General features: G+C 68.7%; 9 protein-coding genes and 1 pseudogene. 2 read left to right on the top strand and 8 right to left on the bottom strand.

Features of this window, described 5'->3' with window-relative positions; genetic code table 11:
- Positions 1-78: 78 nt before the first annotated feature.
- A complete protein-coding gene (locus tag OEJ37_RS00435; protein ID WP_263342813.1) occupies positions 79-1,965 on the top strand; it encodes an amidohydrolase in 1,887 nt (628 codons plus the stop codon).
- Between the two features lie 95 nt (positions 1,966-2,060).
- A complete protein-coding gene (locus OEJ37_RS00430; RefSeq protein ID WP_174419868.1) occupies positions 2,061-2,732 on the top strand; it encodes a phosphohydrolase in 672 nt (223 codons plus the stop codon).
- 78 nt (positions 2,733-2,810) lie between these two features.
- Here OEJ37_RS00430 and OEJ37_RS00425 read toward each other — a convergent pair whose 3' ends face one another.
- The 8 genes and pseudogenes from OEJ37_RS00425 to OEJ37_RS00385 all read right to left on the bottom strand — a co-directional run bounded on the left by OEJ37_RS00425 (position 2,811) and on the right by OEJ37_RS00385 (position 12,405).
- Positions 2,811-3,923, bottom strand: a complete 1,113-nt coding sequence (locus tag OEJ37_RS00425) for an alkene reductase (protein ID WP_263342812.1) — start codon at positions 3,921-3,923, stop codon at positions 2,811-2,813.
- A gap of 181 nt (positions 3,924-4,104) precedes the next feature.
- A complete protein-coding gene (locus OEJ37_RS00420; protein ID WP_263342811.1) occupies positions 4,105-5,322 on the bottom strand; it encodes an MFS transporter in 1,218 nt (405 codons plus the stop codon).
- Positions 5,323-5,506: 184 nt separating this feature from the next.
- Complete coding sequence (locus tag OEJ37_RS00415; RefSeq protein ID WP_175919625.1) at positions 5,507-5,647, bottom strand: hypothetical protein; 141 nt, start codon at positions 5,645-5,647, stop codon at positions 5,507-5,509.
- A 189-nt stretch (positions 5,648-5,836) separates the two neighbouring features.
- Positions 5,837-6,755 (bottom strand): annotated as a pseudogene (locus OEJ37_RS34885) (LysR family transcriptional regulator).
- A gap of 69 nt (positions 6,756-6,824) precedes the next feature.
- Positions 6,825-9,086, bottom strand: a complete 2,262-nt coding sequence (locus tag OEJ37_RS00400) for a xanthine dehydrogenase family protein molybdopterin-binding subunit (RefSeq protein WP_263342807.1) — start codon at positions 9,084-9,086, stop codon at positions 6,825-6,827.
- Positions 9,086-9,586, bottom strand: a complete 501-nt coding sequence (locus OEJ37_RS00395) for a (2Fe-2S)-binding protein (protein WP_174419862.1) — start codon at positions 9,584-9,586, stop codon at positions 9,086-9,088. The genes OEJ37_RS00400 and OEJ37_RS00395 overlap by 1 nt, the downstream gene beginning before the upstream one ends.
- Complete coding sequence (locus tag OEJ37_RS00390) at positions 9,583-10,863, bottom strand: c-type cytochrome (protein WP_263342806.1); 1,281 nt, start codon at positions 10,861-10,863, stop codon at positions 9,583-9,585. The genes OEJ37_RS00395 and OEJ37_RS00390 overlap by 4 nt, the downstream gene beginning before the upstream one ends.
- A gap of 417 nt (positions 10,864-11,280) precedes the next feature.
- Positions 11,281-12,405, bottom strand: coding sequence for an FAD binding domain-containing protein (locus tag OEJ37_RS00385; protein ID WP_263342805.1), 1,125 nt, complete (start codon positions 12,403-12,405; stop codon positions 11,281-11,283).
- Positions 12,406-12,464: the final 59 nt, after the last annotated feature.

Below are 12,464 nucleotides of genomic sequence, written 5' to 3'. Positions count from 1 at the left end.
AGTGGATGGTCCGTGTATCGTCAAACCGGCAGCAGGCGGCGTGTGGCCGTTTGCCGGCTTGCGGCGCATGCGGGAGGCATGAAGGTGCTTAGGGCGACGGAATCCGCCGAAGTGGCGGACCTCATCGTATATAACGGCAAGATCGCGACGCAGGACGCCAAACGGTCGTTCGTCACCGCGCTCGCGGTGAGGGACGGCCGCGTCCTCGCGACCGGCACCGGGCCCGAGGTGATGCGCCATGCGCGCGCCTGCACGCGTCGCATCGACCTGAACGGACGCACCGTGATTCCGGGGCTGAACGATTCGCACCTGCACGTGATCCGCGGCGGCCTGAACTTCAACCTGGAACTGCGCTGGGACGGCGTGCCGACGCTCGCCGATGCGCTCCGCATGCTGCGTCGCCAGGTGCTGCGCACGCCTGCGCCGCAGTGGGTGCGAGTCGTCGGCGGCTGGACCGAATTCCAGTTTGCGGAAAAGCGCGGGCCGACGGCGGCCGAACTCAACGCGATCGCGCCCGACACGCCGGTCTTCATCATGCACCTGGGCGATAGCGCGCTCCTGAACGCGGCCGCGCTGCGCGCGATCGGCTATGGCCGCGACACGTCCGATCCGCCCGGCGGCGAGATCCAGCGCGATCGCCTCGGCAGGCCGACCGGCATGCTGATCGCGCGTCCGGACATGGGCATCCTGCATGCGGCGCTCGAGAAGGGCCCGAAGCTCGGCCACGACGACCAGATGAATTCGATGCGGCACTTCCTGCGCGAGCTGAACCGCCTCGGCGTAACGAGCGCGATCGACGCAGGCGGCGATTTCCAGGCCTATCCGGACGACTATGCGGCGATCATGGCGCTCGCGCAGCGCGGCGAACTGACGGTGCGCATCGCCTACAGCCTGTTCGTGCAGCATGCCGGCCGGGAACTCGACGATTACGCACGGTGGGCGACGCTGGCGAAGCCCGGCGACGGCGACGCGTTCCTGCGGATGAACGGCGCCGGCGAACTGCTGGTGTACTCGGCAGCCGATTTCGGGAATTTTCTCGAACCGCGCCCCGATCTGCCCGCGGCGCTCGAGGCCGAACTGGCCGAGGTGGTCCGGCTGCTGGTGCGGCACCGCTGGCCGTTCCGGCTGCATGCGACGTACGACGAGTCGATCGGCCGCTTCCTGAACGTGCTCGAAGCCGTGAACCGTGACGTGCCGTTCGACGGGCTGCGCTGGTTCTTCGATCACTGCGAGACGATTTCGGATGCGAACATCGCGCGCATCGCCGTGCTCGGCGGCGGCGTGACGATCCAGCACCGGATGGCGTTCCAGGGCGAGTACTTCATTGCGCGCTACGGCGCGGAAGCGGCCACGCGCACGCCGCCGATCCGCGCGATGCTCGCGGCCGGGCTGCCGGTCGGCGCGGGCACCGATGCGACGCGCATCGCGAGCTACAACCCGTTCGTGTCGCTGTACTGGATGGTGTCGGGGCGCACGGTCGGCGGCACGATGCTCTATCCCGAACGCAACCGGCTCAGCCGGATGGAAGCGCTGCGCCGCTACACGGTCGGCAGCGCATGGTTCTCGAACGAGGACGACCGCAAGGGCGCGCTGGTGCCCGGCCAGTACGCGGATTTTGCGGTGCTGACGGACGACTACTTCACGATCGAAGACGCGCAGATCAAGTCGCTGTCGTCGGTGCTGACGGTCGTCGACGGCAAGGTCGTGCATGCGGACGACGAGTTCGCGCCGCTCGCGCCGCCGCCGCTGCCGGTCAGCCCCGCATGGTCGCCGGTGGCCGAATTCGGCGGCGTCGGCCGGCGTCGTCCGGCCGCGTCCGCGCAGCCGCGCGCGGCGGCCGACGACGGCCCGGATGCCGGTTCCGCGCTCGCTCGCGGGCGTCGTTTTGCGCAGCGCCTTCATGCGGCCGCCACGGAGGCCGTCGAGCAGTGCGAAGCATTCGGTCAGCACGGTGTCGCCTTTTAGGATGGCGTCGATCAGCGGGCAGGCCGGCTACTCCGGTGCGTGTCGCGCGATAAATGAATAATTTTGCGCCCTGGTGCGGGGCAGAAGGAGACGAGATGAATTCTGCGCACATGTGCGCATCGGGCGATGACGAAGTCGCCGGCGTCCGCATTCCCCGGACGCCGATGGCGATCGACGCCGCCGAAGCGGCATGCGCGTCGCTGCCGCAGGTGATCGTCGATCACGCCAGCCGGGTGTTCGTCCTCGCGTCGCTTGCCGCGCGCCGTGCCGGCGAGACCTGCGATGCCGATACGCTGTACGTCGCCGCGATGTACGCGAACATGGGATTGAGCACCGCGTATGGCCGTTCGACCGAGCGCTACGAGCTCGACAGCGCCGATGCCGCGCAGGCGTTCCTGCTGCGCCATCAGACGTCGCAGCGCATGCGCGACGACGTGTGGCGCGCGATTGCGCTGCATACGACTCCCGGTGTGGCCACGCGCGTGTCGCCGCTCGCGCGTGTGCTGGCGTCCGCCGTATCGACCGACCTGATGGCAACCGACTTCGACGCGTATTCGGCCGACGAGCGGCGGGCGCTGCTCGCGGCGTACCCGCGCGGCGACGCGTTTGGCGCTGCATTCCTCGACGCAATCGCGCGCGGGGTCGCGCACCGGCCGGCGTCGACCTTCGGCACGTGGAGCGCCGACGTGCTCGAGCGGACCGATCCGGATTTTCACCGGCCGAATTTCTGCGGACGCGTGCTGGGCGCGCGCTGGAACGACGCGTGAGCGGGTCCGAACGACGGGTTCGACCAAGATCGGCGACGGCCTGAGCGAGACCGCATCGGGCCGCCGCCGGAGCGGGGCTCAGGCCGTCCGGCCCGCCGCGTCGTGACGCGCATAGTCGACGTATCCCGCGCGGTCGCCGCCATACCAGCCGATCGGCTTCGGCGCGGCGAGCGGCGCATTCGCCGCGAGGCGTTCGACGAGGTCGGGGTTCGCGATATATGCGCGTGCGAACGCGACGAGATCGGCGTCGCCCGCATCGATCAGCGTGTTCGCGGCATCCGGCGCAATGCCGCCGTTGACGATCAGCGTGCCGACGAAGGTCTTGCGCGTGTTCTCGACGATGCGCGGCAGGTCGGGCTCACCGCTCCAGCCGTTGGTGTCGGCCGCGTGCAGATAGGCGACGCCGGCTTCGTCGAGCATGCGGCCGACGTACGCATACGTCGCATCCGGATCCGCGTCGCGCACGTTGTTGTACTTCGCGTACGGCGAGATGCGCACGCCCACGCGGCTGAGCGGCATCACGCCGCCGACCGCATCGACGATTTCCTCGAGGAAGCGCGCGCGGTTCGCGACCGAGCCGCCGTAACGGTCGTCGCGGCGGTTCAGCGTCGACGACAGGAACTGGTGTGGCAGGTAGCCGTTGGCCGCGTGGATCTCGACGCCGTCGAAGCCGGCCGCCATCGCGCGGACTGCCGCCTGGCGGAATTCGTCGACGGTGCCGGCGACTTCGTCCGTCGTCATCGCGCGCGACGGCGTCGCGTGAATCTTCGTGTAATAGCCGTTCTGCAACTGCGCCCACACCTGCAATTGCTCGAGATCGTCGTTGACGGCGGACGGCGACAGCGGCGCGTCGCCGCCGAGCAGCGTCAGCGAACTCACGCGGCCGCCGTGCCACAGCTGCGCGAAGATGCGGCCGCCGTTCGCGTGGACCGCGTCCGTGATCTGCTTCCAGCCGGCCGCCTGCTCGTCGGTGACGAGCCCGGGCGTCAGTTCGAACGACGCGGAGACCGGGCTGACGTTGGTCGCTTCGGTCACGATCAGGCCGGCGGACGCGCGCTGCGCGTAGTACTCGGCCATGAGCTCGGTCGGCTGGCCGCGCGACGGCGCGCGCGAACGCGTCATCGGCCCCATCACGACACGGTTGGGAAGCGGCAGGCCGCGCAGGTCGTAGTGGCTGAGCAGGGAAGACATGATGGATTCCTTTTGCGTGGAGCAGGGCCGCGCCGCTTATCGTGCGATAGCTTCCGGTTGCGATCGGCGCAACGGCGGGCCCTGCGGAAAGTGCGGGAGTGACGCGGGTGACATGCCGGCAGCGTTCCGGCGCGCGAACGGCCCGGGCGGGATTCGCGCGTGAACCGGTGCCGGCGCCGGTTCAGGTCCGTGCGTGGCGTTCCGCGTGCGGACGCCCGATCACGAGGTAGTGCGCGAGTGCCACGATCGGGAACGCGCCGGCGACCGCGGCGACGAGCGGCCAGCCGCCATGCTCGTACAGCGGGCTCGCGAGCGCGGAGCCGATGGCGCCGCCGACGAAGATGCTCGTCATGTACAGCGCGTTCAGGCGGTTGCGGCTTGCCGCGTGCAGCGCGTAGATCTCGCGCTGGCCGAGCACCATGTTCATCTGCACCGCGAAATCGAGCACGATGCCGGTGACGACGAGGCCATACAGGCCGGCGCCGTGGATCAGCGCAACCGCGTACGACAGCGTGCCGGCGACCAGCGCGATCAGCGTCGCCCGCACGGTATGGCCGGCATCCGCGAGGCGGCCCGCGACCGGTGCCGACGTCGCGCCGATCGCGCCGACGAGCGCGAACAGGCCGATGGCCGATTGCGACAGCCCGTAGTGACGCGTCAGCTCGACCGGCACGGCGGTCCAGAACAGGCTGAACGACGCGAACATCAAGCCCTGGTAGAGCGCGCGATGGCGCAGCACCGGCATCGTGCGGACCAGATGCAGCAGCGAGCCGATCAGCTCGAAGTAGGTCGCGCGATGATCGGGCTGGCGCGACGGAATCGTCAGCGCGAGCACGGCCGTCACGAGCGTCATCAGCACGGCGGCGGCCGCGAACACGAAGCGCCAGCCGAACGCGTCGGCCACCACGCTCGACAGCGGGCGCGCGAGCAGGATGCCGAGCAGCAGCCCGCTCATGATCGCGCCGACCACGCGGCCGCGCGATTGATCCGGCGCGAGGTGCGCGGCGAGCGGCACCAGGATCTGCACGGCAACCGAGCTGAAGCCGACCAGCAGCGAGATCGCGAGGAACAGCCCGGGCGTCTGGACGACCGCGGCCGCTGCGAGGCTCGCGATCGACACGACGGCCGTGACGATCATCAGCTTGCGGTTCTCGAGCAGGTCGCCGAGCGGCACGATGAAGAACAGGCCGAGCGCGTAGCCGATCTGCGTCAGCGACACGATGAGGCTCGCGGTTTCGCCGGACATGTGCAGGCTCGGCGCGATGAGTTCGGTGATCGGTTGCGCGTAATACAGGTTCGCGACGATCGCGCCGCAACTGAACGCGAACAGCAGGATGAGGCCCTGCGTGAGCTTGGCCGCGTGCCCGTGGGGCGCGAGCGGGGTGGTTTCTGCTGACATGGTCGACTCCTTGGAAAGAGATGTCGGGGGCCCGTTCGTCGGGCGGGCGTTGCGATTGCCGTCGCGGCGAAACGGAAGCCGCCGCATTGCCGTCAAGATTATTGATCGATCGATAACAAGGGAATACGTCCGGGGCGCAATCGAGCATTGCGCGCAATGCAAAGGAGGCGGACCGTGCGCGGGTTCATGCGCGGGCGCCGAGGCCGGGATCGGTCGCGAACCGCATGCCGGCGTCGGTGACGCGCGCGATGCGGCCTCTGGCGAAGGCGGGGCCGAGGACTTCGAAGACGGCCTGGACGGATGGCGCGGCGGTCGCGATCTTCATGATGTGCCTCTGGAAACGGGCCTCCGGCGCGGATGTCGCGGATCGCGAAGCCCGATGAGGCCAGTCTGGATCGACAGCACTGAATAGTCCTGAACGCCGTCTCAAATCACGTGATTCATGCGGCGCGCGCGGTGGCGAGGACGATCGGATTCAAAAGCGGGCTTCAACAGCGGGCTTCAACGACGGGTGTCAACAGCGCTTGCCCTGCAGCGTCGGAATCTCCGCGAACAGCCCCGCGAGCCAGTCGACGAAGACCTTGAGCTTGACGGGCGTATGCCGATTGGGCGGATACAGGATCGAGATCGGCCGGGGCGGCGGGTTGAAATCGGTCAGCACCTCGCGCAGGCGCCCCGATTTCAGATACGGCTCGACCAGGTACAGCGAGGTCTTGATCAGGCCGATCCCTGCGACGCCGCACTCGATGTAGGTGTCGGCGTCGTTGACCGCGACCGTGCCGCACATCTGCACGATGCGCGCTTCGCCGTCGACGATGTAGTCCCAGGGGCGCGGGCGGCCCGTATCGGCCGAGATGTGGCTGACCGCGACGTGCTGGGCGAGATCGTCCACCGTGTCGGGCGCGCCGCATCGGTCGAGATACGTTGGGGGACGCGCAGGTGCAGGTCGTCAGGCTGCCGATCCGTTTCGCGACCATCCCCGAATCGTCGAGCGCGCCGATCCGCACCACGCAGTCGACGCCTTCGCCGACGAGGTCGATCTGGCGATCGGTCACGCCGAGCTCGACCATGATGCCCGGATGGGCGGCGAGAAACTCGGGCAGCGCGGGCACCATGATCTGCTTCGCCATGGCCGGCGGCAGGTTCACTTTCAGGCGGCCGCGCGGCACATTGCGCGCTTGCGATACCGATGCCTCCATGTCGTCGATCTCGCGCAGCACCGCGACCGAGCGTTCGTAGTACGCCTGACCGTCCTCGGTGAGCGAGATCCGGCGCGTGGTGCGATTCAGCAGCCGGCAGCCGAGATGCTGTTCGAGTGCGCTCAGCAGTGCGGACACGCGCGGCGTCGTCAGGCCGGTCGTGTCGGACGCGCGCGTGAAGCTGCCTGTCTCGACGATGCGCGTAAACACGCGCATTGAAAGCAAGGTATCCATCGTTCCGAATCTCCAGCCCGTTTGTTGTCCGCGCCGGTTCATGCCGGCGCGATGTGTCGTGTGATGCCGCTATGCGTCGATGCGTTTCCTGAGCGCGTCGCCGGCAAACGGCATTTCGCGCAGGCGCTGGCCGGTCGCGTCGAAGATCGCGTTGGCGAGCGCGCCGGCGGTCGGTCCCATCGACGCCTCGGCCGCGCCGAGGAACGGCGCGCCGGGACGATTGATCAGGTGAACCTTCACGCTTTGCGGCGCGGCCGAGAAGCGCAGGATCGGATAGCTGCTCCAGTCGAAGCTGCGGATGCGCTGCGTATCGTATTTCAGCGCTTCGTACAGCGTCCAGCTCGCGGACTGGATGATACCGCCCTCGATCTGGTTGCGAATGCCGTCCGGCGACACGATCTGGCCCGCGTCGACGGCCGCTTCCGCACGTTCGAGCGTCACCTGGCCGGTTTCCGGCACGACCGACACCTCGACCGCGATCGCGACGTAGGCCATCAGGTTTTTGTATTTGCCGAATGCGAAGCCGACGCCGCGGTTGCGTTCGCGCGGCGGCCGCGGCCAGCCGAATTTCGTCGCGGCGAGCTTGATCACCTGGCTCGCGCGGTGATCCTGCATGTGACGCAGCCGGAATTCGACCGGATCGACGCCGGCCGCGTGCGCGAGCTCGTCCATGAAGCTTTCGATCGCCCAGACATTCGTGTGTGCGCCGAGCGAGCGCATCGCCGACGTCTGCAGCGGCATCGTCGGCGAGAAGTTGTTGACGATGTGCATGTTCGGCAGCGCATACAGCGGGATCGCGTTGCGATCGCCGCCGCCCTCGGGCTGCAGCATCGGCGTCGACGGCGCGGGCACGAACGGCGGTTCGAGCATCCGTGCGGGCAGCAGCCGGCCGGCGTTGACGATTCGCTCGTTGTGCGAGCTGCTCCACAGCGCGTAGTTCCAGTCGACGATGCGGCCGCTCGCGTCGAGCGACGCGCTGAGCTCGGTGACCATCGCCGGCGTGAAGTGGTCCCACGTATGTTCCTGCTCGCGCATCCACTGGACGCGAATCGGCTTGCCGGGCATCGCGGCCGCGATCAGCGCCGCATGCGCGGCCGCGTCGTCCGCGCCGTTGTGGCCGTAGCAGCCGGAGCCCTCGGTGTGAATGCAGCGGACGCTCGCCTTCGGCATCGACAGCATCTCGGCGAGCGCGTCGCGCAGCGGGTAGACGCCTTGCGAGTGGGTCCACACGGTCAGCGTGCCGTTCTCGAGATGCGCGACCGAGCAGGACGGCCCGATCGAGCCGTGCAGCAGGTAGTTCTTCAGGAACGTGGCGGACAGCGTCTTCGTCGCCGGCGCGGTTTGCGCATGCGTATTGGCGATCTCGATGCGCTGCGTCGCGATCCGCTTCAGGTCCTGATGAACCGTCGCGCGATCGGGCAGCGCCCGGCCGGGCGACCAGCGGCAGCCGGCGGCCAGTGCGCGCTGCGCGACGACCGCCTGCCATTCGCCCTGTGCGACCACCGCGAGCATGCTGCCGTTGCGCACGATCCGCACGACACCCGGCATCTTCAGGATCGCGGCTTCGTCGAACGACAGCAGCTTCGCGTCGTACACCGGCGGCATCACGACGCGCGCATGCAGCATGCCGGGCAGCATCATGTCCTGCACGTAGCTGACGCCGCCCGTGACCTTGTTCGGAATGTCGACGCGCGGCAGCGACGTGCCGATCACGGCGAACGTGGCCGGACTCTTCAACGGAGAAGCCGGCGTCGCGTTGCGATGCAGGTCGACGGTGCGGACCGCGTCGCCGTAGCGCATCGTGCGGCCGTCCGGCGCCTTGATGACCGCGTCGGCGACGGTGAGCAGGCGCGCGTCGACGCCGAACTGCTTCGCCGCGCCGTCGACCAGCAGCCCGCGCACCTGCGCGGCGGCGTTCAGCAACGCGGAGCCGCTGTCCGCCATCGTGTGGCTGCCGGCCGTCAATCCCTCGTCCGGCGACGCGCCGGTGTCGGCGGTCAGGAACGTGATCAGCGAGGGCTTCATGTTCAGCTCCTCGGCGGCCACCTGCAGCAACGCGGTGCGCACGCCGGTGCCGAGCTCGACCTTGCCCGTGAACACGGTGACCTTGCCGTCCGGCGTGATCTTGATCCACGCGTCCAGCAGCGGATTGGTCTTCAGGCTGCCGGCCAGCGTTTCGGTGGCCTTGGCCACGCGGACGGCGGCGCCTTCGTCCGCGATCACGACCTCGGCGGCGGCGCGTGCGGCCGGTGCGAGGCTGAACGCGACGAACAGCGCGCCGGAAACCATGAAGTGCCGGCGGCCTTCGTCGATGTCGTCGGGGGCGTTCATCAGAGCCCCTTGCTGATCATGACGGGAGCGGCAGCCGGTTCCGGGTCCGGCAGGCCGGTGACCTGGCGCACGGCCGCCAGGATCCGCATGTGGGTGCCGCAACGGCACAGATTCGGTTCCATGTGCGTGCGCAGCTCCTGTTCGGTCGGTTTCGGTTTGCGTTCCAGCAGCGCCTGCGCGCGCATGATCATGCCCGCGATGCAATAACCGCACTGCGCCGCCTGATGATCGATGAACGCTTGCTGGAGCTTGCCCGGATGCTCGGCGGTGCCGAGGCTCTCGATGGTCCTGACGCGGCGCTCGCCGACCGCGGCGACCGGAATCAGGCACGAGAACATCGGCTTGTCGTCGACGATCACGGTGCACGCGCCGCATTGCCCGAGGCCACAGCCGAACTTCGCGCCGTGCAGGTGCAGATCGTTGCGCAGCGCGTAAAGGAGCGGCGTGGACGGATCGATGTCGAGCGTGTGCCGCACGCCATTCACGGTGAGGGTGATCATCGCGCGCTGTCCTCCTTTCTGAGCTTCGCGGCCAGGGTGTCGATGCCGCTCCATGCGGGGCGATCGGTGTACGTTTCGCGGATGTATGCGGCGAGGTCCGCGATCTGCGCGTCGTCGTACTGGTCGAGGTAAGACGGCATGTAGTTCAGCGTGTCCTCGCCATGCCAGCCGATCCCGTTGAACATCATCTGGATCGCATTGCGCGGCGTGTCGGCGGCGACCGCCGTGCCGAACGCGAGCGTCGGCCGCTCGCCGATCGACTGCATCGGCGATGCGGGCCCGTGGCACTGCGCGCACGACGCCTGGAACAGCACCGCGCCGCGTTGGCCGGCAGGCGTCGTCGCATGGCGTTCGGCGGCGGTCGTCGCAGGCCGTGCGGCGGCCGGCTTCTGGATCGACAGGATGTAGGCCGCGATGGCCTCGACATCCTCGACCGGCACCGTCGCGAGATCGCGCGTGACGGGCAGCATCGGTCCGGCGGCCGCGCCGTGCTCGCTCGCGCGGCCGGTGCGCAGGTACGTGACCAGTTGCGCCTGCGTCCACGGGTGGACCGCGTTGCCGAGCGTATTGAGCGGCGGCGCTTCCCAGCCGTCGACGATGCCACCGTCGAACGCCTTGCCGGCTTCCTCGCCGCCGATCGCATTCAGCGGCGAATGGCAGGACGCGCAGTGTCCGAGGCCGTCGACCAGCAGCTTGCCGCGATTCCATTGCGCGGATTGCGACGGGTCCGGCTGGTACGTGCCTTCGCGCAGGAACAGCACGTTCCAGAACGCGACCAGCGGCCGGAAGTTGAGCGGGAAGATCAGGTCGTTCGCCGGTGTCTTCGCTTGAACCGGTTCGCGTGTCATCAGGTACGCGTATGCGGCCGCGATGTCCTGGTCGGACATCCGCGTGAAGTGAATGTACGGGAAGGCCGGGTAGAGCGGATGGCCGTCGCGGGCGATGCCGCTGCGCAGCGCACGCGCGAACGCGTCACGCGACCAGCGGCCGATGCCGGTGTCGGCATCCGGTGTGATGTTGGTCGCGTAGATCGTGCCGAACGGCGTCGCGAGCGGCAGCCCGCCCGCGAACGGCTTGCCGTCCTTCGCGGTGTGGCAGACGACGCAATCGCCCAGCGCGACCACGCGTGCGCCGGCCTTGATCAGTTGCGGATCGAACGATGCGCGGGCAGGCGGATCGATCGGCGCGATCGACGGCCGAACCATGATGCCGATCGCGACCGCCAGGCCGGCGATCGCGACGCCTGCGGCGCCCAACCAGAGTCGCTTGTGCTTCATGCGCGCTCCACGCGAACCGGTTCGTCCGGTGTGATTCGACAGGCGGGACAATAGACGGCGCGTCGGCCGCGCACGCCCGCATGACGATCGCGCGCGGCAGCGCGGATCCGGTTGTCGCGACAGGCGGGCGCACGAGCGTGGCCCGGCTTGCGCGTGCTCGCGACGGACGTTCCGGTGGGCGCCGCCGGATGGCGGTGCGGCATCGCCGATCGATTCGGCGATGACAAACCTGTCCGGCGACGGCGATTCGCGGCGGAGATCATGTCGTTACTCCATGAGTGGGGACCGCGCGCGAACAGTCTGCCTGCGCGATGGATGATGGGAGGCAGTCTACGCGGGCGCCGACGCCATTTCCTGAAGCTGCGCTGAAACGTTCTGAACGCGCGCATGCTGCATCCCGGCGCCAGCACACATGCGTCAGCGCGGCATGCCGAGGCCGAACGACGCAGCAAGTTGCGGACCCTTGTCGAGCAACGAGGTCACTTCCTCCCGCCGCCGGGCCGACCATGACGCCAGGCGCTCGACGACGTCGGTCGCGTCCGCCGGCAGCGCTTCGGCGAGCGACACGGCATCGCTCGCCGCCTTCGACGTGCCGGATGCCGTATGGGGGCGCACGGTGCAGGCCGCGTCGCCGATCAGCGCGACGCGGCCGTCGACGAAAGCGGGACTCAACGCATCGAAAATCGCCTGGTTGAATGGCGCGCGCGTTGCGAGCACCAGCTGCGACAGGGAAGCAGGCAAGCGTTCGCCCGCGAGTTGCCGCAGCGTCGCGACGGTGTCGTCGGAAAGCTGCCCCGGATGCACGGACGCGTGATGGAGGTGGCCGTCCCGATCCGTCAGGTGCCGGCGCAGCGCATCCGGATCGGCTTCGTTTCGATACCACAGCCAGTTGAAGCGGCGCGTGCCCGGCGCGAGCGAGCCGTCGAGCGCGGGAATCAGGAACGCCATGAACAGCTCGCCCGGCGCCTTGTGCAGCGTCATGTTCTCGACCAGCGATGCGATCGACGCGGCGTCGAATTCGGCTTCGTCGACGATGCCGCGCCATGCGAGGTAGCCGGCAAACGACGGCGTATAGCCGGGGAAGAGGTGCGTGCGCAGGTTCGAGCCGGAGCCGTCGGCGGCAATCAGCACATCCGCGCGGATGCGTTCGTCGTCCAGGTGAACGTTGACACCGTCCGCGTCCTGGTCGAAGCCGGTGACCGTGCGTCCGTAATGGATGCGCCCGCGCGGCAGCGTCTCGCACAGCGAGCGGTAGACGGCGTCCCATGACGAGAACGGCAGCATTTCGGGTTCGTCCCGCGTGACGACGCCGTCGCGATCGATCCAGCGCCGCCGGTGCGTCGGCACGCTGATCATTCGGCGGCAATGCCGGCCATGCTGTTCGAGAAACGCCATCATGCGCCGCAGCACGGCCACGCCGCCGCCCTGGCCGCGCAGCGGGGACGGCGAGCGCTCGCAGACCATGACGTCGTGCCCGATGCAATCGAGCGTCAGCGCGGCCGCGAGGCCTGCGATCGATCCGCCTGCAATGACTATCTTCATCGTGCGTGATTCCCGTGTTCGGCCGGCGGCGTGCGTCGCCGGCCGGTTGTCGCGATGCG

Source organism: Burkholderia sp. BKH01, assembly GCF_025685725.1.
GTDB lineage: Bacteria > Pseudomonadota > Gammaproteobacteria > Burkholderiales > Burkholderiaceae > Burkholderia > Burkholderia pyrrocinia_C.
This window is presented reverse-complemented; position numbering and strand designations above follow the sequence as displayed.